Origin of the sequence: Bacteroides sp. MSK.20.12 (genome assembly GCF_019052435.1) — a bacterium.
Classification (GTDB): Bacteria; Bacteroidota; Bacteroidia; order Bacteroidales; family Bacteroidaceae; genus Bacteroides; species Bacteroides xylanisolvens.
Genome location: NZ_JAHQVH010000006.1, coordinates 80053 through 106208, shown reverse-complemented (window position 1 = coordinate 106208; position 26156 = coordinate 80053). Strand labels below are relative to the sequence as shown.

At 44.3% G+C, this 26156-nt stretch carries 16 protein-coding genes and 1 pseudogene; 10 read left to right on the top strand and 7 right to left on the bottom strand.

Translation table 11 applies throughout. The features are described 5' to 3' along the window. Nucleotides 1-400: 400 nt before the first annotated feature. The 8 genes and pseudogenes from KTR06_RS05240 (at nt 401) to KTR06_RS05205 (ending at nt 17532) form a co-directional block, all read left to right on the top strand. Nucleotides 401-2803, top strand: coding sequence for a glycoside hydrolase family 3 N-terminal domain-containing protein (locus KTR06_RS05240; protein WP_217290028.1), 2403 nt, complete (start codon nt 401-403; stop codon nt 2801-2803). Between the two features lie 227 nt (nt 2804-3030). Continuing rightward, a pseudogene (locus tag KTR06_RS05235) lies at nt 3031-3165 on the top strand (helix-turn-helix transcriptional regulator); the annotation flags it as partial. Nucleotides 3166-3261: 96 nt separating this feature from the next. After that, nucleotides 3262-7233 (top strand): hybrid sensor histidine kinase/response regulator transcription factor, encoded by a 3972-nt coding sequence (locus tag KTR06_RS05230; RefSeq protein ID WP_217290027.1) that lies wholly within the window; start codon nt 3262-3264, stop codon nt 7231-7233. Nucleotides 7234-8129: 896 nt separating this feature from the next. After that, nucleotides 8130-8945: a family 16 glycosylhydrolase gene (locus KTR06_RS05225; RefSeq protein WP_044135378.1), complete on the top strand. Its 816-nt coding sequence runs from the start codon at nt 8130-8132 to the stop codon at nt 8943-8945. A gap of 20 nt (nt 8946-8965) precedes the next feature. Then, complete coding sequence (locus KTR06_RS05220) at nt 8966-12154, top strand: SusC/RagA family TonB-linked outer membrane protein (protein ID WP_008023459.1); 3189 nt, start codon at nt 8966-8968, stop codon at nt 12152-12154. Nucleotides 12155-12165: 11 nt separating this feature from the next. Continuing rightward, nucleotides 12166-13842, top strand: coding sequence for a SusD/RagB family nutrient-binding outer membrane lipoprotein (locus KTR06_RS05215; RefSeq protein WP_049701395.1), 1677 nt, complete (start codon nt 12166-12168; stop codon nt 13840-13842). Nucleotides 13843-13862: 20 nt separating this feature from the next. Further along, complete coding sequence (locus tag KTR06_RS05210; protein ID WP_217290026.1) at nt 13863-15125, top strand: hypothetical protein; 1263 nt, start codon at nt 13863-13865, stop codon at nt 15123-15125. Between the two features lie 112 nt (nt 15126-15237). Further along, nucleotides 15238-17532, top strand: a complete 2295-nt coding sequence (locus KTR06_RS05205) for a glycoside hydrolase family 3 N-terminal domain-containing protein (RefSeq protein ID WP_120067749.1) — start codon at nt 15238-15240, stop codon at nt 17530-17532. Between the two features lie 254 nt (nt 17533-17786). Here KTR06_RS05205 and cysK read toward each other — a convergent pair whose 3' ends face one another. Both cysK and KTR06_RS05195 read right to left on the bottom strand, forming a co-directional pair. Next, entirely contained in the window at nt 17787-18734 is a 948-nt protein-coding gene (gene cysK, locus KTR06_RS05200) for a cysteine synthase A (RefSeq protein WP_004317446.1), read from the bottom strand. 127 nt (nt 18735-18861) lie between these two features. After that, entirely contained in the window at nt 18862-19662 is an 801-nt protein-coding gene (locus tag KTR06_RS05195; RefSeq protein WP_117809020.1) for an alpha/beta hydrolase, read from the bottom strand. A gap of 149 nt (nt 19663-19811) precedes the next feature. Between KTR06_RS05195 and KTR06_RS05190 the strand changes: the two genes are divergently transcribed. After that, on the top strand, nt 19812-20048 hold the full coding sequence (locus KTR06_RS05190; protein WP_165861897.1) for a hypothetical protein: 237 nt from the start codon (nt 19812-19814) through the stop codon (nt 20046-20048). 116 nt (nt 20049-20164) lie between these two features. Beyond that, nucleotides 20165-20317 carry a glycoside hydrolase family 31 protein gene (locus KTR06_RS24450; RefSeq protein ID WP_233562197.1) on the top strand — a complete coding sequence of 51 codons (153 nt, stop codon included), beginning with the start codon at nt 20165-20167 and terminating at the stop codon, nt 20315-20317. A gap of 160 nt (nt 20318-20477) precedes the next feature. Here KTR06_RS24450 and KTR06_RS05180 read toward each other — a convergent pair whose 3' ends face one another. Genes KTR06_RS05180 through KTR06_RS05160 form a run of 5 tightly spaced genes read right to left on the bottom strand, consistent with a single transcriptional unit; the run spans nt 20478 to nt 26152 of the window. Continuing rightward, entirely contained in the window at nt 20478-21281 is an 804-nt protein-coding gene (locus KTR06_RS05180; RefSeq protein WP_117809021.1) for a DUF1961 family protein, read from the bottom strand. A gap of 24 nt (nt 21282-21305) precedes the next feature. Beyond that, entirely contained in the window at nt 21306-22553 is a 1248-nt protein-coding gene (locus tag KTR06_RS05175) for a BACON domain-containing protein (protein WP_117809022.1), read from the bottom strand. Nucleotides 22554-22570: 17 nt separating this feature from the next. Continuing rightward, complete coding sequence (locus KTR06_RS05170) at nt 22571-24055, bottom strand: alginate lyase family protein (RefSeq protein ID WP_117809023.1); 1485 nt, start codon at nt 24053-24055, stop codon at nt 22571-22573. A 29-nt stretch (nt 24056-24084) separates the two neighbouring features. Further along, complete coding sequence (rhaM, locus tag KTR06_RS05165) at nt 24085-24396, bottom strand: L-rhamnose mutarotase (protein ID WP_117809024.1); 312 nt, start codon at nt 24394-24396, stop codon at nt 24085-24087. Nucleotides 24397-24430: 34 nt separating this feature from the next. Then, on the bottom strand, nt 24431-26152 hold the full coding sequence (locus KTR06_RS05160) for a RagB/SusD family nutrient uptake outer membrane protein (protein ID WP_117809025.1): 1722 nt from the start codon (nt 26150-26152) through the stop codon (nt 24431-24433). Nucleotides 26153-26156 lie beyond the last annotated feature (4 nt).

The following is a 26156-nucleotide window of genomic DNA, read 5'->3' as shown; positions in this document are numbered from 1 at the left end:
CGTCCTGCTTCCCCGCATTACATAAGAAATGCAACCGGTATACATCTGTTATCCCTTCATTATCCATCCGTTAAACCACCGATATAGTTAATTCCCCACGGCCGTGGGGAGATCTTCCCACAGCCGTGGTAACTTCTCGTCACAGCCGTGGAGAGAATTCGTCACGGCCGTGGTAAACTAACCATATCGGTAGTCTGATGCAAGAAGAGCGGTAACTTAATACAATAATAAAGGGGAGATAAGGTATTCTTCCCTGCTTCATAATATCATTCTCCCTATACACCAGTACCAAGACAGCCGTTTATAACATGATTATAAAGACTATTCTATCCGCTCATTTCAAATTCTTTTTGTATACTTGCAGCATAAATAGATAAGTACTCTTACAAATAAATAAATTATGAAGAAATTACTATGTCTCGCCCTGTTAATATCTGCCGGAAGTATCTACACCGGCAATATCTCGGCAAGCAACAAACCTACCGGTAACAAATCCGGCAACAACTCAAAGGACATATACAAAAAGACTTGGATCGACTTCAATAAAAACGGTATAAAGGATGTATACGAGGATCCCTCCGCTCCTATCGAAGCCCGCATCGCGGATTTGCTTTCGCAAATGACACTGGAAGAGAAAACCTGTCAGATGGCTACTCTCTACGGTTCGGGACGGGTATTGAAAGATGCGTGTCCTACTGCCGGATGGTTAGCGGAAATTTGGAAGGACGGTATCGGAAACATTGATGAGCAGGCGAACGGACTGGGTAAGTTCGGTTCTGAGATCTCCTATCCGTATGCCAACAGCGTCAAGAACCGGCACAGCATTCAACGCTGGTTTGTAGAACAGACACGACTGGGCATTCCGGTGGACTTCACCAATGAAGGAATACGCGGATTATGTCACGACCGGGCTACCATGTTTCCCGCTCAATGCGGGCAAGGTGCCACGTGGAACAAGAAACTGATCCGGGAAATTGCGAAAGTCACTGCAAATGAGGCAAAAGCATTGGGATATACCAATATTTATTCTCCTATTCTGGATATTGCACAAGATCCTCGCTGGGGACGTGTGGTAGAAAGTTACGGAGAAGATCCGTATCTGGCGGGCGAATTGGGAAAACAGATGATCCTCGGTCTGCAAAGCGAAGGTATTGTTGCTACTCCCAAGCATTTCGCCGTGTATAGCATCCCGGTCGGTGGACGCGACGGAGGTACGCGTACTGATCCGCACGTGGCCCCGCGTGAGATGAAGACTCTTTATTTGGAACCTTTCCGCAAAGGTATTCAGGAAGCGGGTGCTCTAGGAGTGATGAGTTCGTATAATGATTATGACGGGGAGCCAGTTTCCGGAAGTTATCATTTCCTCACGGAGATTCTGCGTCAGCAATGGGGATTCAAAGGATATGTAGTATCGGATAGTGAGGCGGTAGAGTTTCTGCACACCAAACATCGTATCACCCCGACTGAAGAAGAGATGGCGGCACAAGTGGTCAATGCAGGATTGAATATCCGTACCAACTTTACTCCGCCACAAGATTTCATCCTCCCGTTGCGTCGTGCTATCGACGAAGGTAAAGTCTCTTTGCATACGCTCGATCAACGCGTCAGTGAGATTCTGCGTGTCAAGTTTATGATGGGGCTTTTTGATAATCCGTATCCCGGTGATGAGCGTCGTCCGGAGACAGTCGTACACAATGACGCTCATAAAGCAGTATCTATGGAAGCCGCTTTGGAGTCCGTCGTTCTTTTGAAGAATGAGAATCAGATGCTTCCGTTATCCAAGAACTTCAAAAAAATAGCTGTGATTGGTCCGAATGCGGAAGAAGTGAAGGAGCTGACTTGCAGATATGGTCCTGCCAATGCGTCTATTAAGACTGTATATCAGGGAATCAAAGAATATCTGCCTAACTCGGAAGTTCGCTATGCTAAAGGCTGTGATATTATTGATAAATATTTCCCGGAGAGCGAACTGTACAATGTTCCATTAGATACACAAGAGCAGGCGATGATTCAGGAAGCGGTAGAATTAGCAAAGGCTTCGGATGTCGCTATCCTTGTACTGGGTGGAAATGAGAAAACGGTTCGGGAAGAGTTTTCACGTACCAATCTTGACCTCTGCGGACGGCAGCAACAATTATTGGAAGCAGTTTATGCAACAGGTAAACCTGTCGTTCTAGTGATGGTGGACGGAAGGGCAGCAACCATCAACTGGGCAAACAAATACATTCCTGCCATTATTCATGCCTGGTTCCCCGGAGAATTTATGGGGGATGCCATCGCTAAAGTACTTTTCGGAGACTATAATCCGGGAGGACGTCTGGCTGTCACTTTCCCGAAATCTGTGGGACAGATTCCTTTTGCATTCCCATTCAAGCCGGGTTCTGACTCTAAAGGGAAAGTTCGTGTAGACGGTGTACTTTATCCTTTCGGATATGGTTTAAGCTATACGACCTTCGGATATTCAGACTTGAAAATATCTAAACCGGTGATCGGTCCGCAGGAAAATATCACTCTTTCATGTACTGTGAAGAATACAGGAAAGAAAGCAGGGGATGAAGTAGTCCAGCTTTATATCCGGGATGATTTCAGCAGCGTTACCACCTACGATAAAGTATTGCGTGGTTTTGAACGTATTCATTTGCAACCGGGTGAAGAACAAACCGTCAGCTTTACCCTTACTCCTCAAGACTTGGGATTATGGGACAAGAATAATCAGTTTACGGTAGAGCCGGGAAGTTTCTCGGTTATGGTGGGAGCTTCTTCACAGGATATACGGTTGAAAGGGAGTTTTGAAGTGCAATAAATAAATCCAAGACAGTCACTAAAAGCAATGTGAGGCAGCCTCTTACTATTTAGGCCACCTCACATTCTTTTTATTTCTCTTTCGTCAACTAGGATAGAGTTATAAGTTATGCTTAATAAAACTGACATATCTGTTTTGTATATCAACTATAACTATAAAAAGATGAAACTTATCAATAGCCCTATTTATACAGAGCGTATTCGGCGGTTCACTGTAAAAAGGGAAGGATGTCAGCTAAAGACATTGCGCAGTTCACCAATCTCACTATTCGTGGGGTAGAAACAGCCCGTTACCGAATAAGAAAGAAACTTGCCATTCCCGGAAATATTAATCTTGTTGATTTTCTAATTGACTTTACATAGGAACATTTACTGAATATTCCTTCTAATTTCACACCCCTATTCTGTTGGGATTTTCTAAAGAAACTTTATCTTTGTAATGTCAACAATTAAAAGAATATGGTTCGTTTTAATCTTGTTATCACCTTACTACTAATGATAAATATGGCTGTCAAAGCCGAACTGACCAACCGGATGTTCGATGTCAGGCATGTAGGCTATGCAGAAGGCCTTAGTAGTCAACGTGTTTTTTCGATTGTCGAGGATGGAGACGGTGCGATGTGGATTGCTACAAAAACCGGAATAGACAGATACAACGGTCATACGGTAAAGAACTATGATTTACCGGGCAGTTTCTATTATGGCGATCTTGCCGGACGCAGGCTTTACTTATTGTACGACGCACAACAAGGACTGTTCGCCTACGACCACACCGGACGAATCTACCGATATTCCACCATCCTGGATCATTTTGAACAAGTCCTCCACCTGGGACAATTGATTCAGGAAGAAGTCATCTTGAACAAACTCTGTTTGGATAGTGACGGAACCTGGTGGATGGGGGCGGATAAAGGACTATACAAGCAAGAAGCGGACCATCGTATAGTTGCCGTGTTGAAAGGACAATATGTCAACGACATCGCATTTGCCGGCGAGTCGCTTTTTGTGGGTACTTCTAACGGAGTCTGGCAACTGTCACACGCCCTGCCGGATAAGAAACGCCAGCTGCTGGAAGGGTGGAATGTACAAACATTGTTCTGCGACAAACCGAAAAAAGAACTCTGGATAGGCACATTTGGCAGCGGTTTGTCTGTGATGAACCTCGACACTTCCAAAGTGCTTGCGCTGGAGGGACAAGGGAGCACGTTCCTTCATCCGATACGGGCAATTACAGACTATGATGTACATACCATACTCATAGGCGTGGACGGTGGTGGCGTGTATGCGATAGACAAGGACACCAAGAAAGCCCGTTTACTGATGAATACCAGAGATGACACAGATACTTATCTGCGCGGAAACGGCGTATATGCCGTAACCAGAGACGACCAGGGCAACATCTGGATAGGTAGTTATACGGGAGGCGTATCCGTGGCTATCCTGCTGAAACATCCCATTTCGATATTAACACACGAAAAGGGAAATACCCATTCTCTCATCAGCAACAACGTGAATGATATCGAAGAAAACCCGGATGGCAACCAATGGTTCGCTACTGATGATGGAATCAGCATCCGAAACACCCTGTCAGGCACTTGGAAACACGTGCTGAAAGAAATCGTAACCATTTCTCTTTGCACATCCGGAAATGGGAACGTATGGGTAGGAACATACGGAGACGGAGTGTATCTACTGGATAACAACGGACGCGTGTTACGCCATCTCACCAAGCAACAAGGGCAATTGACCACCAATTATATTTTCTCCGTCAGACAAGACATGGAGGGAGACTTATGGATAGGAGGGCTGGACGGATGCCTGATCATGTTTGAAAAAGAAAAAGGCAGCAAACGGTCTTTCGACGTGAATTGGGTACAGTCCATTGAACCTATCGACCGAAACCGGGTAGCGGTGGCTACCGTCAACGGTTTCTTCCTGGTGGACAAACATACAGGGAATATACAGCACTATGCCAATTCCCAGGAATTTCACAATCAGAATGTCAGTGCTTATATCATCTCTATGCTATTCAATGACGACGAAACCGTGTGGCTGGGAACCGAAGGGGGAGGATTGAATCTATATGACATGAAAAACCGGACGGTAAAGACTTTCACTGTTCAAGAGGGATTGCCGTCCAATGATATATATAGTTTGCAGCAAGACGACAAGAAACGCTTGTGGGTCAGCACCGGAAAAGGAATTGCCTTGATAGACAGCCTGCGCGTGTCGAACCTCAACTATGCAGGCAATATAGACAAGGAATATAACAAATCCTCATTTGCCCGGTTGATGAACGGCGAGTTTGTGTATGGCAGCACGGATGGCGCTGTCTTTATCATGCCACTCGACATCTCAACCGTAGACTACTGGACGCTCCTGCGTTTCACGGGGCTGACGGTTGATTATCAAAACGTCCAGGAAGAAGAATCGTTGAGACCCGCCATCCATGATATGCTTGCCGACCGTGCGGTACGGCTCGGCTATAAATACAACTCGTTTACCGTTTCTTTTGAATCTATCAACTATCGTTTCCAGCGCGATATTGTCTATCAGCATATTTTAGAGGGGTATGACAATGACTGGAGCAAACCGTCTGCCGAGGGCAAGGCATCCTACACCAAGGTATCGCCGGGCACTTATCTTTTTAAGGTGCGCAGCCTGCGGCGCAGCGACGGAAAGACTATCTCCGAAAGCACCTTAGAAGTGAAAGTGAGCCAGCCATGGTGGAACTCGTGGTGGGCTTGGACTATTTACCTATTTATAATAGGCTTCGTTTTCTATTTCATCCTGCGCTATAAGAGCAACCAGCTCCAAAAGAAATACGACGAAGACAAAATACGTTTCTTCATCGACACGGCGCACGACATTCGCACGCCGGTAACGCTTATCATGGCACCTCTGGAGGATTTGAACCGGGAACAGGATCTCTCGGACAAAGCCCGTTATTACCTGAATCTGGCTCATGAAAGTACCCGAAAACTCCATTCGCTCATCACACAGTTGCTCGAATTTGAAAAGGTAGACGCCCACAAGCCATCCTCTTCATCGGTTCCGCTTTGTCTGAATGAAGTTTTGCTGAAAGAAGTCTCTGTCTTCCGGTCTTTTTGCGAGAAGAAGCAGTTGACACTGAATCTGACCCAACCCGACGAAGCCATTTTCGTTTCGGCCGACAAACACCTGATAGAGATGTTACTCGACAATCTTCTTTCCAATGCCTGCAAATACACCATGCCCCAGGGAGAAATCAGCCTGGATTTGAAAGCCACGAAACGCAAAGCCATCCTTTCGTTGAAAGATAACGGAATAGGCATACCGAAGAAAGCGAAAAAGCATATCTTCTCCGATATTTACAGAGCCGAAAATGCCCGGCAGTCACAGGAAGAAGGAACCGGATTCGGACTGTTGCAGGTGCAGCGCATTGTAAAGATGCTGCATGGAAAAATCACTTTCTGTTCCGAGGAGGGCAAGGGAACTACTTTCATCGTAACATTGCCGCGAACCACCACCGTAGCCGAACCCGTGTCGCACGAATCATCCCTCGAACACCTTGCCGGCACATCGGATAATAACAGCCCCGAAACGGATAAAATGAAAGATCCGGACGACCGGAATACATTGCTCATTGTAGAAGACCACGAAACTCTCCGTCACTACCTCCGCCAGACCTTTGAACACCTCTATCGGGTGATTGATGTTGCCGACGGACACGAAGCTATCGCCTGTCTCGCCAATGAATATCCGGATATCATCCTCTCCGACGTCATGATGCCCGGCATACGGGGTGACGAGCTTTGCAGAATGGTCAAGGAAAATCCTGACACATCAGGTATTCCGGTCGTTCTGCTGACGGCAAAGGCTAACCACGAAGCAATAGTGGAAGGATTGAAGAAAGGCGCGGATGATTATATCCCCAAACCATTCAGTACAGAGATACTGAAATTGAAAGTACAAGGATTGATTGACAATCGAAACAGGCAACGGCAGTTTTTCATGCGGCAAGCCATCGCTCAAGTAGAGGCGGGCGGCAAACGTGACGACAATGAAAGCAATGAAAACAATGAAAGTATCGACAACAAAAACGTAACGACAGCAAGCGAAACAATGGCCGAGGGTGACCGCCGGTTTATCATGCAAGCTACCCGGTTTGTTCTTGAACATTTGGATGAACCCGATTTCAACATCAATCTCTTGTGCCATGAAATGGCAATGAGCCGGACACTATTCTACAGTCGCCTTAAATCACTGACGGGAAAAGGGCCGCAAGAGTTTATCCGTATCATCCGGCTACAAAAAGCTGCCGAACTGCTGAAAGAAGGTAAAAGCGTAACCGATGTCGCCGCCGAAACCGGATTTGTCAACACGAAGTATTTCAGTTCATTGTTCAAGAAACAATTCGGGATGCAGCCAAGTAAATATAGTGGGAAGTAGACAAGCATTCATGTTCGGTTTTGAATTAGAATTAGCTCGTTTCCGGTACAGTAATGAACTGTTTCAGCCTATTCTGACAAGGGTATATTCTCACTGCAATGAGAAAAAGTTCTCATTATAATGAGTATTTCTTCTCATACCTATGAGTATTTTTTCTCATAGTGATAAGTATACTTGAGAATGTTTACGGAAGTTTTTTTGAATTATAATTGTATGAGTTTACCTCATTTCCGTACCGTTCTTAATTAAATGGGAATTTAGCGGTTAAATGAGAATTTAATACAGACAGAAGAACATAAGAACAAAAAATAAAATAGCAGTTCAATAAGCAACAGAAATAAGTTTCAAAGCGCAGCATTTATGTTCTTTTGTTCTTATGTCTAAAAATAAATGATCATTTAGTTCATTTCAGTACAGTTCTTAATTAAATGGAAATTTAGTGGTTAAATGAGAATTTATCGGTTAGGCTGAAAGCCTTACAATTATATATTTATTGGGGTGCCCTGAAAGGGCTTAATTATATAGCGTAGGGCAACGCCCTACGAAAAAAGCACACCAGCCACAAGCCCTGAAAGGGCGGAACCGTATACAATTATGCCCTTTCAGGGCGCAAATTCAGATTGTCGCTTTTACGTAGGGCGTTGCCCTACGCTATATAATTAAGCCCTTTCAGGGCACTCCGCAAAATTATCATTTACCTCATTCTTGTACAGCAACAATCTTCGAAAAAGAATGGGTAAGATAACGTCCGTTCGATAAAAATCAGCAGATTTGTCAGCAATCAAACCTAATATGTCAGCAATCTGACCATCGTTTCAGCCGGATATTAGCATCTTTGCACCAAGCTTTACAAGTATAAAGCACATATTACGTTTAACCTTTAAAATGCTAAAACGATGAAAAAAGTAGCACTATTCCTATTTTTATCCGTTTGCTTCGCGCAACAATCCTGTTCGTCGGATTCTGTTGGAACGGAACCGGAGGAAAATCCACAAGACATTCTTTTTAAAGACGATTTCAACTTTTTCGATGAAAAAGTATGGACGAAAGAAACTCATGAACCCGGTTGGACCAATCAAGAGCTACAGGCATACGATGCCGCTCATGTGTCCGTTGGAAAGGACGGGGATAAATCGGTTCTGATTCTTACCGCCGAACGCAAAGGGAATAAAATCTATTCAGGCAGGATCAATTCAAAAGGAAAAAAGAGTTTCAAGTATCGCAAGATAGAAGCAAGTATCAAGCTTCCCAAGACTAACGGCGGACTGTGGCCTGCGTTCTGGATGATGGGAGATAACGACAAAGAATGGCCGGCATGCGGGGAGATCGACATTATGGAAATGGGAGAACAGAGCGGAATGGCTGCGGGCGATTCGGAAAAACAAGTGAACACCGCCATTCACTATGGCCCTAGCGCAGCGGCTCACGAACAGCAATACTACAAAGCCAATGTTGCCAACAGCCTGCAAGACGGCAATTATCACACCTACTCTCTGGATTGGGATGAAAACAACCTGACAATATCCATCGACAACGTCAAGTTTCATACGTTCGACATTAGCTCGAACACCTACTTTCATGACAACTTCTACATCCTGTTCAACCTCGCCGTGGGAGGTGCGTTTACAGGGATTACCGACATTAATAAACTGACGGGCCTGAAAGACGGTCAGAAAGTGAAGATGTACATCGACTGGGTGAAAATATTATAGGAATCTTAAATATACATGCTATGAATATGGAAAAATGTAAGTATCTACTGTTTTGCGGAACACTCGCTCTTTGGATGGCGGGAGGTTTCCAGCAAGTGTATGCAGCAACGGAACCAAGTTCCCAGGCTATTCAACAACAAAGTAACAAGGTAACCGGAAAAGTGAGCGATGCCACAGGTCCTATCATTGGGGCTTCCGTAGTGGAGAAAGGAACTGCCAACGGAACGATTACCGATCTGGATGGAAATTTCAGTTTGAATGTAAAAGCGGGAGCTACGCTCGTTGTCAGCTACGTGGGTTATAAATCCGAAGAAGTAAAAGCGGGAAGAGGTCCTTTGAACATCACCTTGAAAGAGGATGCCAAAGCATTGGATGAAGTGGTAGTTACCGCTCTTGGCATCAAGAGAGAGCGCAAAGCGTTGGGCTATGGCATTGATGAAGTGAAAGGTGAAGCCTTGACCAAAGCGAAAGAAACGAATCTTATCAACTCCATGGCAGGACGTGTGCCGGGCTTGGTAGTCAGCCAGACCGCCGGTGGTCCTTCCGGTTCTACGCGCGTTATTCTACGAGGCAGTACCGAAATGACCGGCAATAACCAGCCTCTTTATGTAGTGGACGGTGTACCTTTGGACAACACTAATTTCGGCAGTGCCGGCACAAACGGAGGCTTCGACTTGGGCGACGGTATTTCGAGCATCAATGCCGATGACGTAGAAAATATGTCGGTATTGAAAGGCCCTGCGGCATCCGCACTTTATGGTAGCCGTGCCAGCCACGGTGTTATCTTGATTACAACCAAGCGAGCCAACAAGGATAAAATCAGCGTGGAATATAACGGAACGCTGACTTTCGACACCCAACTTGCCAAATGGGACGAAGTGCAACAGATATATGGTATGGGAAGCAACGGTACTTATAGCTATGATGCCATATCCAACACAAACAAAAGTTGGGGTCCCAAAGCGGACGGTTCAAACATGCTGAAGTATTTCGACGGCGTGGAACGCCCTTTCCTCATTGTCCCCGACAATACGTCCAACTTCTTCCGCACGGGTATCACCGCCACCAACTCCGCCATCATAGGGGTGAACAGCGGAAAAACCGGAATTCGCTTTACCTATACGGATATGCGCAATAAAGACATTGTTCCCCAGACACACATGAGCCGTGACATTTTCAACCTGCGCGCCAATACGTCTGCAGGAAAGGTAGACCTGGATTTCAGCGTCAACTATACACGGGAAGATGTGAAGAACCGTCCGGCACTGGGCGACAGCAAGTCCAATATCGGTAAAAACCTGATGACCCTTGCCACCACCTACGATCAGGAATGGTTGCAAACCTATCAGACTGCCGACGGCGAATATTCCAACTGGAACGGTATGGATCCCTACAACGTGAATCCGTATTGGGATATCTATAAGAACTTCAATAAATCCAAGAAAGACTTGTTCCGCATGAACGGCAAGGCCGTATGGAACATCGACCCACATCTGAAACTTCAAGCAACATTGGGCGCCGAACTCAACTGGTTCACGTTCGATGATTACAAAGCGCCTACCACTCCCGGATTCGAAGCCGGAAGACTTCAAAACAGTGCTTTCCGCAACCGCATGTACAACTTTGAAGTGTTGGCTCTCTACAACAACCATTGGGGTGATTTCGATTTCAACGCTACGTTAGGCGGCAATGTATATAAGGTGAACAACCAGACCACCGTTACCACCGCTCAAGACATGAAGATACGCGATGTCCCTTCATTGACGAGCTTCAACGAGATCAGTGTAGTGCCCGGCAGTTACCGCAAGCAGATTAATTCGGTTTACGGAGCAGTGAACGTGGGATGGAAACACATGCTTTACCTCGATGCTACGTTGCGTGGCGACCAATCGTCTACCCTACCCACTGGCAACAACATGTATATGTATCCTTCTTTCTCCGGTAGCTTTGTATTCTCCGAGCTGACAAAACTGGGCGACCTCCTGCCTTACGGAAAGGTGCGTATGTCATGGGCGCAAGTAGGTAGCGATACCGATCCTTATCAATTGGGACTCGTCTATACGAAATCCAAATATGCTTATCCCGGATATACCATCGGATATATCGATAACGGAACCATCCCCAACAAAGACTTGAAACCAACCAAAACAAACTCCGTGGAAATGGGATTGGAATTGAAATTCCTGAAGAACCGTATCGGACTGGATTTCACCTACTATTCTCAAATCAGTAAAAACCAGATTATGGGAATGGCAAGTTCCTGGACAACCGGTTACAACTATCGCTTGATTAATGCCGGCAAGATAGAAAACAAAGGTATTGAGATTGCCCTTAGCACACGACCGATTCAAACACGCGATTTTTCCTGGGACATTAATCTGAACTTCTCCAAAAACAGCAACAAGGTAAAAGAACTGGATGGCGAATCGGATATGTTTGAACTGGAAAAAGCATCTTGGCTCGACGTTCAGGTGGCCGCTAAGGTAGGCGAGAACTTTGGTTCTATTGTAGGCCCGGACTTCCAACGGAACGAAAAGGGAGATATTCTGATTGACCCGCAAACCGGTCTGCCGCAATATGACAAGAGCAACCACGTATTGGGTAATGCCTCTTGGGACTGGACAGGTGGATTGCTCACCAACTTTACCTACAAAAATCTTTCGCTGGTAGCGGTATTTGATGTGAAAGTAGGCGCCGACCTCTATTCTATGTCTGCCCGTGCTGCTTACGAATCGGGTAAAAGTCCGGAGACATTGGCAGGACGCGACGCCTGGTATCGCTCGGAAGAAGAAAGATTGGCAGCCGGCATTGCGAAAGGAGCCGATAACTGGAAGCCGACAGGCGGATTCGTTGCTCCAGGTGTCATCGACAACGGTGATGGAACGTATCGCCCCAACGACATCTACATCAATCCGGAAGACTACTGGATGAGCGTTTGCCGTAATGCACCTTCTATGTTTATTTACGACAACTCATACGTAAAATGCCGTGAGCTGACGTTGAGTTATAATGTACCCAAATCCTGGCTGAAGAATGTAGTAAGCGGACTGACCGTTTCGTTCGTTGCCCGCAATCCGTTCATCGTATGGAAGAATATCCCGAATATCGACCCGGATTCCAACTACAACAATACCACCGGTATGGGACTTGAATACGGTTCGTTGCCTTCACGCAGAAGCTATGGTTTTAATGTAAATGTGAAATTCTAAAAAGATATATCATGAGACAATCTAAATACATCACAATCATCACGATGGCATGTGCCCTGTTTTTCGCTTCTTGCAGCGATGAATACATGGAAAACATGAATACCGACCCTTCCAAGGCCGCTACCATCGACCCGAATGCGCAGCTCACCACTGCCCAACTGCAAACGTACGGAGACCTTAGTATGATGGAAATCTACCGTAACTACCATTATGCATTCACCCAACAACTGATGGGATGTTGGAACACCACCAACTACGGCGGACGCCATACGCTAGACAATAATGAAATGAGCCGTATCTGGACATCGTTCTACACTCAATCCCTGAAGAATATCATTGATGCTCAATATCGCACAGCCGAAGATGCAGAGAAAGTGAACATCAACTCTGTGCTCCGCATTTATCGGGTTTATCTTATGTCTATCATCACCGACACTTACGGAGACGCTCCTTTCAGTGAAGCCGGCCTGGGATTCCTCGAAGGAAAGTTCAATCCGAAGTATGACAAACAGGAAGATATTTACAACGCTTTCTTTCTGGAGCTGGAAGATGCCGTCAATAAAATCGATCCGACCAAAGATAAAGTGACAGGTGACCTCATCTATGCCGGTGACGTAACTAAATGGCAACAACTGGCAAACTCGCTTCGCCTACGTTTTGCCATGCGAATCTCCAATGTCAATCCTACAAAGGCACAAACGGAATTTGAAAATGCTTTGGTTGCCAATGGGGGTGTGATAACGGACGCCTCAAGCGATGCGCTCATCAAATACATGACAATCGCATTTAGTTTCGGACAAGAAGCTTACTCTGATTATCGCGGAAATTCATTGTCACAGTTATTGTTCGGCAACGACCCCGCTAATAATCCAAGTTACCTCTGCTCCACTTTCTTTAATCAGCTACGCCAATCCGGTGACCCTCGTACATTCAAAATTTCCCGTTGTTATTATGACGGGCTGATGAGTGCCACCAGTCCCGACAATCGTGTCGACATCACCCAGGAGATGATTGAAAAAGGGATTGATTTCAGTCCGCGCAACCCGGGTGCCTACTCGTGGGAGCCATGGCCTACAGGATACGACAGCGATATTTGTAAGGAATTAGCCGTTAACAACCCTTCTGTTACAGCAACCATGGCTCGTGAAGTGGAACCCAAACTTGCCAATAATTTCCTAAAAAGCGACAATCCGGGCGTAGTGATGACCTCTGCAGAAGTGAAGTTCCTGATGGCAGAAGCTACTGTGAAAAAATGGAATGTCGGCAGTGTGTCAGCAGAAGATCTTTACAAGCAAGGAGTGCGTGCAGCTATGGATTTCCTGACAGACAACTACGGTTGCACGGCTACTACTGATGCAGAGTTTGATGCATTCATTCAAGGTAGAGGGACGTTCGGACATACGGACAATCAGAAACTTGAAGCTATCAATACACAGGCCTGGATTCTTCACTTCACCAATCCTGCCGAATGTTGGGCAAACGTGCGTCGTTCCGGTTATCCGAAGTTGAAATCACCGGCAGAATATGGGTTCGGACAATATCTCACCGGTGGAACGGAAATTCCGGTACGTCTCTGCTATCCTGTATTGGAATCTTCCTATAATAAGAAAAGCTACAATGAAGCCATCGAGCGCATGGGAGGAACAGATAATTGGCACAGCCTTCTGTGGTGGGATACTGAAAACTAACTATTAAACAATCATCCATTATGAAAAAGATATATATTGCACTATTTGCCCTACTCGCTGTAGGCTCCACATTTACTGCATGCACCGAGGAAGAGCCGTTCGCTACGGTGACGGAAAATGATGATCCGCATATCCTTGCCCCGGTATTCCCTGACAGAACGAACGGCCAATTGGCTACATTCGCCAACATCAGCCGGGATGCGAACTTATCCATCGCGCTGACCGTGACTCCGAAAGATTACACCACAGTAACCTGGTTCATTGATGGGCAGGAAGTGGAATCGGGTACCGACTCCGACAAAGAAATCAACCGTAGTCTGAAAGCCGGTACGTATAATTTGAAAATAGAAGTAGAAACTGTGAAAGGGAAGAAGACTTCCCGTGAAGGATTAGTGGTGGTCAATCCGTTGGCTGATGACCCTCAATCTAAAGAAGTAGCCTTTGAGAGAATTGTATCTCCCGGTAAGACTGCCCGTTTATATGGCAGTAATTTACAGAACGTAACAGCCATCCTCTTGGGAGGAAACACAATCACCGATCCTACTTATGTTGAATCGGAAGACGAGAACTATCTGGAATACATCGTTCCGACAGGCGTAAGCGAAGGCGATTACCGTATCGTTCTGCAAGATGCCACCGGCAATGAATATGGAGCCGACATGGTGAAAGTGACCAATGCTTCCCTTGTCATTTCAGGTGCTAACCGGGCTACTGCCAACGTGGACTGGACCATTTCCGGTATCAATCTTGAAAACATCGCTTCTCTAACTATCGGCGGACAGACGGTGTCTCAATTCAGCAATCAATCTTCTACGGAAGTTACGCTGACTTGTCCGGATTTGTCTGATGGAAGCTATACGCTGACAGGCAAAACCCGTAGCGGAGAGGCTGTGCAGTTCTTAAACGATAATGCTACGACTACCGAACAGACTGTGACCGTATCTACCGAAATAACGCTTTGGTCAGGACACCATTACGTTTCGTGGGATAAGCCGGACGGTGACCCCAACAAGAGTTTCGGTCTGATTCCAAAAGATGTGTTTGCCGGTATCACAGCCGGATCAACACTGAAAGTAGTCTACTCCATAGAACCAACTGCCGAATATCATCAGATGCAACTTGCCACAGGTTGGTGGACTGGCCTGGCAGATAAGATAGAATTTACGGAAAACGGTGAATACACACTGGTACTGACACAAGAGATACTGAATAAGATTCAAACTGAAGACGGATTCTTATGTACGGGTCATGGCTATTATGTAGACCTGGTAACCGTGAAATAATGTTCCTAAGTAAGTTTAAAAATCATTCATACCATAAGTATCTGTCATTCTTCGGGTTAAATCCCTCTGAATGACAGATTACATAAACGATGCTACTTAAAAACAAATCATAATGAAACTAAGAAATATTATATTAATGACCGCATCTATCGCAATGACTGCCTGTTCCAAACAGGCAGTTCCCACTGCCATTCCTGAAGACGCAAAAATAGAACAACAAGTGGAAGAGCTTCTATCAAAGATGGACCTTGACGCCAAGATAGGGCAAATGACCGAGCTTGCTATTGATGTATTAGGAGAGACGATAAATGGAGAATTCCAATTGGACGAGGCAAAACTCCATAAAGCGATTGCTGAATATAAGGTAGGTTCGTTCCTCAATGCCCCCGGCCCGGTAGCACAAAGCCCTGAAAAGTGGAACGAGATTATCAGTCGAATACAAGAACTGTCGATGACGGAGATTGGTATTCCATGTATCTACGGCCTGGATCAGAATCATGGTACTACCTATACATTGGGCGGCACGCTCTTCCCTCAAAATATCAATATGGGTGCTGCCTTCAATCCGGATTTGACCTACGAAGCAGCACGTGTAACGGCTTATGAAACAAGGGCTAGCAATTGTCCCTGGACATACTCCCCCACCGTCGATATGGCACGTGATCCCCGTTGGCCGCGTGTATGGGAGAATTATGGAGAAGACTGTTTAGTCAATGCCATTATGGGCAGCACTGCCGTCCGAGGCTTCCAAGGAGATGATCCTAACCATATTCCCGCCGACCGAATCGCCACCTCCGTGAAACATTACATGGGATACAGCATGCCACGTACCGGTAAAGACCGCACACCGGCTTATATATCGGTTTCCGAACTGCGTGAGAAATGTTTTGCACCGTTCAAGGCTTGTGTGGAAGCTGGTGCACTGACTATAATGGTCAACAGTGGTTCCATCAACGGAAAGCCTGTGCACGCCGACCGCGAACTCCTTACACAATGGCTGAAAGAAGACTTGGGATGGGACGGAATGTTAATCACCGACTGGGCGGACATCAACAATCTTTATACCCGCGAACATGTGGCGGCAAACAAAAAAGAAGCCATCGAAATGGCAATCAATGCAGGTATAGACATGGCTATGGAACCGTATGATCTCAATTATTGTACACTACTAAAAGAGTTAGTGCAAGAGAAGAAAATACCCATGAGCCGTATTGACGATGCCGTCCGCCGGGTGCTTAGACTTAAATTCCGTTTGGGTCTGTTCGATCATCCGAACACTTTATTGAAAGATTATCCTCTCTTCGGCAGCAAGGAGCATGCACTTATCGCACTTCATGCAGCCGAAGAATCGGAAGTATTGCTAAAAAATAAAGATAATATTCTTCCGCTTCCTCAAGGGAAAAAGCTACTGGTAACCGGTCCGAACGCCAACTCTATGCGTTGCTTGAACGGCGGTTGGAGCTATTCGTGGCAAGGACATCTGACCGATAGATTTGCCGACAAATATAACACCATTTACGAAGCAATCTGCAACAAATTCGGAGCCGATCATGTCCGTCTGGAACAGGGCGTAACCTACAAACCCGAAGGTGCTTACATGGAAGAAAATGAACCGGAGATTGAGAAAGCTGTGGCCGCCGCCCGCAACGTGGATATCATTATCGCCTGCATCGGTGAAAATTCATATTGCGAAACACCCGGTAATCTTTCCGAGCTTACCATCTCTGCCAACCAAAGCAAACTGGTAAAGGCACTTGCCACGACAGGAAAACCGATCATCCTGATACTCAATGAGGGTCGTCCCCGCATTATCAACGACCTGGAGCCATTGGCTGATGCTGTTATTGACATTCTATTACCCGGAAACTATGGTGGCGATGCATTAGCGAACATTCTGGCAGGAGACGTGAACCCCAGTGCCAAGATGCCTTACACATATCCGCGACACGAAGCAGCACTGACTACCTACGATTATCGGGTGAGTGAAGAGATGGACAAAATGGAAGGAGCTTACGACTACAATGCAGTAGTCTCCGTTCAATGGCCTTTCGGATACGGATTGAGCTACACCACTTTCGAATACAGCAACTTCCAAACGGACAAATCTTCGTTTACCGCAGGAGATGATTTGCACTTTTCCATAGACGTAACCAATACCGGTAAATATGCCGGAAAAGAAGTTGTCATGCTATTCAGCAGTGATCTTGTGGCTTCGCTTACTCCCGAAAACCGTCGGTTACGAGCCTTCAAAAAGGTGGAACTACAACCGGGCGAAACCCAAACTGTCACTCTATCCATCAAAGGCAGCGACTTGGCTTTTGTCAATTCTGACGGGCAATGGGTACTGGAACAAGGGGATTTCCGTATGCAATGCGGAAATCAAGTAGTGACTATTACTTATAAGTAGGCATTTATAAGTAGGTATTTATAAGTAAATGTGCATTATTAATGTATACACTCCCGACAATAACTCTATGAGACACTGCGTTACTTTGTGGTGAACTCAAATTATCATCTAACCGGCTGAACAGCCTCAAACGGCTGTTCAACCAAATTTAAACAACCGCTCCTCTTGATCCAAACGACCGTATGTCTACAACAAAAAGACAATCGTTTGAGCCCAAAGGAGCGGTTGTTTTTATCTGAAGGAAAGCGGCATTATTACAAAGGATATTCCTCAAAAGCATACAAAATGGTAGACAAATAACGTTCACCTGTATCGGGTAATAATGCAACAATCATTTTCCCTGCATTTTCCGGTCGCTTCGCCAGTTCCGTAGCAGCATATACGGCTGCGCCTGAAGATATGCCTACCAACAAACCTTCCTGTTTGGCTAATTCACGACTCGTACGAATGGCATCGTCATTCTGCACCTGAATAATCTCATCTACGATAGAAGCCTTGTACGTTTTAGGAACAAACCCTGCACCGATTCCCTGAATCTTATGCGGACCTGGTTTTCCTCCCGAGAGTACCGGAGAATCAGAAGGTTCTACTGCCACGATCTTTATACTCGGATCACGCATCTTCAGCGCTTCCCCTACACCGCTAACTGTCCCGCCAGTACCTACTCCGGCCACAAAGATATCGACTTTCCCCTCGGTATCTCTCCATATTTCCAGACCGGTAGTCCGTAAATGCATGGCGGGGTTAGCAGGATTCTCAAATTGTTGTAAGATGACAGCTCCCGGAGTGACCGCTTTCAGTTCTTCAGCTTTGGCAATGGCTCCTTTCATACCATCTGCACCAGGAGTCAATACTAATTCCGCACCTAAAGCTTTCAGAAGATTACGCCGTTCGATGCTCATGGTATCGGGCATCGTCAAAATTAACTTATAGCCTTTAGCTGCCGAAACAAAAGCCAATCCCACGCCGGTATTCCCGCTGGTCGGTTCAATGATAGTTGCTCCGGGATGCAAAATTCCTTTCGTTTCTGCATCCTCAATCATAGCCAATGCTATGCGGTCCTTCACGCTTCCTGCCGGATTGAAAGATTCAATCTTTACAATCAGACGAGCTTTCAGGTCGTTACTTGTATTATAGTTACTAAGTTCCAATAACGGAGTGTTACCTACCAAATCCGTCAATTTTCTTGCTATCTTTTCCATATATATCTGTTTTAAATTTCTCTTGTTTTAATATATGACAAAGATAGTGCGGATTCTGTTCAGGGTAAATACCATATATGTGGTAAATTCATACCACATATATCTGACTTCTTGCCAGAACAATATATCATTTGAATCTCTTCACATAATCTGCAATCAGACAACATGCCGGGCCGAGTACCTGACCATGATCGAATCCTTGCATTTCATACAAAGTCACCTTCTTGTTACCTATACTTTTCAAGACAGCTTCTAACAACGCATTTTCTTCATATCTTGCCGCCATCTCCAAATGTTTATCTCCCGTAATCAACACGAGAGGAGCAGTTTCCTTGCGGGCCTTATTTACCGGAGCATACTCATCAACCACCGGAATACCGTCAGGCAAACCGCGTTCCTTACGAATAGTGAAATGTGTCACCGTCTGACCACTCACCGGAAGATAAGCAGCTACACTATCGGCATCTGCTCCGTATGCTGCCATGTACTTTTTATCCATTGCCAGAATCAACGAAAGATAGCCTCCCGCAGAATGACCGGAAACAAAAATGTGATCCTTACGACCACCATACTTCTCAATATTCTTGAAAACCCATGCCACAGCTTCAGCCGCATCTTCGATGTAAGCCGGATTCTTTGCTTTCGGACTCAAACGGTAATTCACCGCCACTACTGCAAACCCTTGTTCTCTCAATTCTTTGGGAATAAATTTATTTCCACCTTCCATACCACCACCGTGAAACCAGACAATAGTTGAGAAATCCTTCTTGTTTTCAGGATAATAAATATCCAGTTTACAACGTTCCAGACGATAGGTGTCCGTTTCGGAGCCAGAGACATAAGATATATCTTTGTTTGTGCGATAAGCATTTTGTGCTTGAGCAATGCAAGCACAAAGCAAAAAGAGAAGAAGGCAAATCTTTTTCATGATCTTATTTATTTCAGTATTTCTAATAAAATGCAATATTACGAAATCTTGATAAGAAATCTCACAATTTTTACTTATGTTTATAGCCTTACTTAGTGGAAAAAGCTACGTAAAAAGTCATATATAAATAAAATAATAGATTAATGACTATGAAGAAACTATTCATTTATCTTTTTATAATGACAGCGGGACTCCTGTCTGCCACACAAGTATCTGCCCAAAAAGAAATTGCTCCGGAAGTTATCAAACTGCAAAAGGGGGAGATTGAAAGCACTGGAACCTTACTCTGCCGAGGATTTCTTTCATCGCCTGCAGACGGTGATTCTTTCTCCGCAAGCAATGGTCAACGCATGGTACCTGCAATACGCCCCCTGACTACAATTTGACCGCGGCAAGAATGAACGAGGCGAGTTTCTGCCGGAAGCAAAGCAATATGAAGAGTATGTCCGCACGCTGATTAACCTTCATATGGAGCTGATTCCTTACCTTTATAAATGAACGCTTGCGCACTATCAGTGACCAATATATGATCGGGAGCGACCTGATGGTCACTCCCCTGTATGAGAATAAGAAATCACGGAAAGTTTATTTCCCGGAAGGGGTTTGGTACAACTTCAATACCAACGAAAAATACCGCGTGATGGTTACTTCATAAGAACCAACCTCACCGAAACGGGCTTTCTCTTCCACTTCTACCCAGTTGCCAAGAAAGTCAACAAGATCTGTGCTAGCATTTTCATCTTGTTTTATATTAAATTCAGGCTAAATTTACAGACTTATCACCAAACTCATATCATCAAAGATAGCTACAAGTATCATTTATCCAACTGATAAACTCTAAAATTTGCATACTTTGAATTACGAGTATACATTTGTCTTAAACCCACTCGCCCTTTATCTATCTTTGGAAAGGCAGAAGCATCAAAGTAAAAAGTCTTATCTTGGCCATCTCCCTTCACATTCATATACAAATTCGTTTCATATTTTATGAAAGTCAGATGATAAGTGACTCCAATCTTAAACAGACCCGTATTCAAATATTCAGGCTTCAGTTCCGTTCCTTCAAGTCCCTTCTCCCACTGAGGCATATACCGACGAGCACGAATATATTCAGGCTTATCTTCTGATGCAACTCCTGTTACTGCATAACTAATATGATAAGTATCCATATTATTGAAATACATACTCATCCGGGGAACCTTACGGAGTTCATTCCACTTGAATATATCTTTAACAAATGGTTTTCTTCCTGCCCCTTGCGCCTGAATATAGAGTATATTCACACAATAATACCCGGAAGAATCCAGCCTCGTAAAATCATATTCTATTTTCAAGTTCCCTTTGAATTCCTCTTTTGTCCACAATACCAAGTGATCGGCATCTACATAAGCTCTTCCGCCTGCATACATTTCCAGTCGCCCGTCTTTCTGGATTATCTTGGCATTTTCTCCATCCAGATGCCATTTCTCCGACCATGCATGTCGGAAATTATCTTCAAAAACCAGTTGTGCCGGTTTCTCTGATAATATATCGAATCGCTTTTGTTGCTCGTTTTGCTGCCCCCATACTATCCAACAGGGGCACAGCAAAAAGAACAAACCAAGAATCATCTTTTTCATCTTCCACTCCGTACTATAAGATTCCTATGGGTTCAGTACCAAACTCATATCATCTAAGAATGGCTGCTGATGTCCATTTCTTCTCCAGACAATATACACTTCTGTCTTTCCGACAGGCATAGTAAATGTATAAGATACTTTTTTATGCTCATCGGAACTACTCAAGACTCCATCAGAGGCGGCAACATATCCAAAAGTTACTTCCGGTGCCAATGGATTGGACAAATTCGATATATCAGCAGCATCAACAACGGCTCCCAACCTGATATTCCCAGTCTGTACCATATCTTTTTCCGGCGGAGTTTTATACCAGAAAGAGAATGTATACGATTTACCGGGTATCAATCCACTTAGTTTTCTCCATAACCAATTCAAGGAAGTTGCTTGCTCGTTATCGCGCATACGTAAGAATAAATATGACGCCCCGGTGCGAGGTGTAGGAGAACCTGCTGAAACCCTGATAGCGGTATTGTTAGCTCCAAATTTACCAATACCTTCCGTATTCGAGCCACCCCATTCTCCCAAAGCAGGCCAAAACTTGTTGGTAGTGATTCTTTCGAAGCTGTAATCTTCTTCCGGAGTGTCCAGTAAATTCACACCACCCATAGCTTCGGTCTGCTGTACGATTTCTACCGTTTTGATTAATCCTTGGGCTACAATGGTGATTATTCCTTCTCGAATTTCATCTCCTTCATTCGCGTCTACTACAAAATCCAGTGTGCCGTCTTCCAATCCAGAAGTCGCATTACTGAAAGAAATCCAGTCCACATCGACGGAAGCTTCCCATCTTACATTACAAACAAAGGATATAGCCTGGACACCTCCTTCGAAGCCTAATTTGACAGGATTCTTAGTAGTAATCTCCAATTGAGGAGTTGAAGTATCCCTATATTTCTGAGTGATACTTAACGTTTTCTTCAATTCACCGGCAACAAGGGTAATAGTTCCTGTCCTGTCTGCTCCTTCTTCATTCTTTGCAATCCGGGCATCTATCGTGGCGCTTTGGCTACCGCTTGTTTCATCCAATGTAATCCAGGATGCATCCGTAGATGCTTTCCAATCCAGATTACAAAGAAATTCTACTTGTACAGCTCCACCATACGTACTCAATCCGTCTATAGGCTCCGTTATTATATAAAGAGTCGGTTTGTTTTTCACTTCATCATTGTCATCACAAGACTGTAACAAACTGATGGCCAAAAGCAAAAGCCATATATACGTACCAGCTATCTTGAATGATTGGCTCAAATGGCATGAAATATGTTCTTTCATAATCTATCGCTTTTAAATTAGTTATCAATTACTACTGAAAGAAAGCGGGTGTATCCCAACAAATCCATATAAGATGATTCTCTGTTGAAGACACCAGAATTTATCAATTGCTTAACAGGTTCGCTATCCGGATAATACCGGAATCCCATTTCATACATACCCGGATTGTCCCCGGCTTTTGCAATACGCTCGGTTTCACCGCAATAGTATCCACCTTTGATGCACGAGTCCATCATCCTGTAATAATCGCTATAATATTCGAAAGAATAACGCAAGTTTTCTCCAGTCGGAGCTGTGTATGCAAATAAATCCAGACCATTATTATAACACATCCTCGCATTCACAGACAACAATGTCAGCGTTAAATGAGTATATTGCAGCCCTTTCAACGGTGCCGTATCATGACGATAGCGGTCGTAGATTTCACCTTTCACAGGGAGCGGAGCTCCTGCCTTTTCTCTTGGACAAGGAGTATCGCCATCCATAAATATACATCCGGCCAATAATTCATATACATCCCTCGGATTCGATGGATCATCTATGGCAAACTGAATCAATTCATCATTGTCTGTTACCAGCCCGAGCATCAAGAACCCCATCGTATGGGCTACGACATGATTCTGATAATACTGCTTATTAAAATAATCATTATTCTCCCATTTCTCCAGACTATTCATTCCCTCTTTATAGATTACTTGGAACCAATCGGTTATAATCTTCTTCGTCTCTTCATCCATGACATTCTCAGTCAACAACATATCATAAGCACAGAACATTGGATACATTCCTCTGGTGAGATACATGGCACTACCCGCATCCGCCACATAGGTGATGTTCCGGCATGCTTCAGCCCAAGCCTTTATAATCTCAATTGATTTTTGAGCGTACTTCTTATCTTGTGTGAACCAATAGGCCATAGCTAAATCCCGTGAGTTTGACCCGGGAGTATAAATAGCTGTAATAAACTGGGCGGGATCTTGTCCCGTATAAGGATTAGCTGTATAAGTAAGAGCTTTATTACAACGACTCATCAAGTTATTGTAAGTCCGGGTTATGTCCGCTGAACGATTTTCCTCAATCATACTTTTAATATTCAGCAATTCTTCTTTTGTATAAAGCAGAGAAGGATGCCTATGCTCAATATTAATCGTTTTTATAGATTGTACTACCTTTATTATTTCGGCATTACTTCCGCAAGTAATTGAAAGTTGGCCGATACGCTCCTTCTCTGATGTGTTTTTATCTACACTGATTCTGATAATAGCGTTCCCATTCCCTTCTGTCGGGCTCTCAAATTTTATCCATCCCACATCTGACGAGATAGTCCATTTATCATAGCAAATAAATTTAATCAATTCTTTCCCACCCACATATCCTATCTTGACAGAACTATCCGACACCATAGATATTTCCGTATTTTTTGCATCATCATTGCATGCTAAAAGCATCTGTGCCATTAGCAACAATGTCAGAATGATTGAATGCTTATATTCTATTTTCATAATCTATTTCATTTTGATTGTTTACATTCCTACTCCATATAAAATACTTCTTCCAATGAAATGCTTACCGGTGAATTGTCCGGATTGACTTCCATTATATCCGCCATATAATCCCACCATCGTTTCACAATCTCATTCTCTCCCATATCTTGTGAACCTGCACCGTTATTTTTTTGCACAGCATACAATATATTCGTTTCTTTATCCCAAAATATAGAATAGTCAGAGACACCGTTAGCTTTCAAAAGCTTTACTAACTCAGGCCATATTTCACTATGCCGTTTTTGATACTCTTTTTCAGATCCGGCTTTCAGATACATTTTAAATGCTTCTCTTTTCATCGTTTACTCAATTTGTTTGCAACTAAGACTAAATTCACCAACCCGGATTATTCGGTTTCAAAGCCGGATTTCGTTGAATCTCTTCACTGGGGATAGGCCATAAATAATCCCTGTCGGTAAACTTGCGTGTGAAACGAACTTCTCCAGTAAAATCTTTCTCTTGCCGATTGTTCAAGTATTGCACAGCTAGCCCCCAACGCCTCAAGTCACTGAAGCGATGCCCTTCACCGATAAGTTCTACCGCACGTTCCTTCATAATACGTTCGAACATTTCTTCCTTTTCGGTTACTTGTAACCATGCCGGACCACTATTCAGCCCCGGCATTTTGGTAGACTGTCTGTTTCGTACCTTATTCAATTCAACGATAGCCTTTTCCAGTTGATTATCCTCATTATAAGCCTCTGCCAACATTAACAATACATCTGCGAAACGAATGACGGGGAAATTAATAGGAGTATGATTACGATTCGTAATTGCTCCTCCCATGTCTTCAATAGGAACAAACTTACGGTAAAAATAAACATTCCATCCCCTGTCATTCTGTATAAAACCATTAGCTACGGTTGTTCCTGCTGCAATGGCATACAACTGTCTCTTAGCTCCCGTTCCTACAATATAGCCATTATAATAAGAATACGGAACTATCAGGGATTGCATCATTCTCGGATCCCTACCCCTATAGATATTACCTAATAATGCCGTATCCGGTATGGTTTCCAGTTTTTGCTTCGAGGAGTTCAACGTGGCCAGAAAAGCCTTTTTCTTCACTGCATCATTCTCATTATATCCCGGGATATGATTATTCCAATCGAACGGCTGACCATCCTTCTCCTCATATATATCTGCCAATGTTACAGATGGCATACAGGTGGCCCGACCTCCTCCATAAGAACCACGGGTTCCATATAAAGTGCACAATGCCATTCCATACAAATTATCAGTAGTACCCTTATTCTGAATGGCAAATATAGTTTCATTATCATTCGGAACCGGTCCTGCCGAAGTGAACAGGGCTGAATAATCCGGATACAATTTATAACCATACTGATTGGTTTTATTATAAACAATCTCCTCAAAATCTTCTATCGCCTTCTTCCAATCCTTCATATACAGATATGTCTTTCCACGCAAAGCATAAGCCGCGCCTTTTGTTGCCCTGCCATAATCAGACGCATCCCATTTGAGAGGAAGATTCGTTACGGCAAATGTCAGGTCTTTAATGATAAACGCCCATACTTCTTCTCTGGAACTACGAGGCAACAACATTTCATTGAATGACTCGGAAACTTCCCAACTTTCATCGTAAACAGGTACTCCCCCGAAAAAGTCTGCCAGATGGAAATAATACAATGCCCTCAAGAAACGGGCTTCACCTAGAATACGATTCTTTACCGTCTCGTCAATTGCCATGCCCGACACATTCTTGATAACCGTATTGGCACGTTGAATACCATCATATGTATCTTGCCAGTTTTGCACAAGAAAATCATAGGCACCGTTATAAGTCCCTTGCTCAACCGGGCCGCCAGGCCCCTGAGCAATATCAGAATAAGTATCAAATAACGGCATATATCCATATGCCCCATTATTCTTTAACTGGGCATATACTCCCATCACTCCCGACTTGGCATCAGCCTCGGTTTTCCAATAGTTGCCTTGAGCCACTTTATCGTAGGGAGCCACATCCAAATCATAACAGCTGCTCAACCCCAATATCAGGGAAAATGCTGCAACAATATATTTTGTTGTTTTCATAATA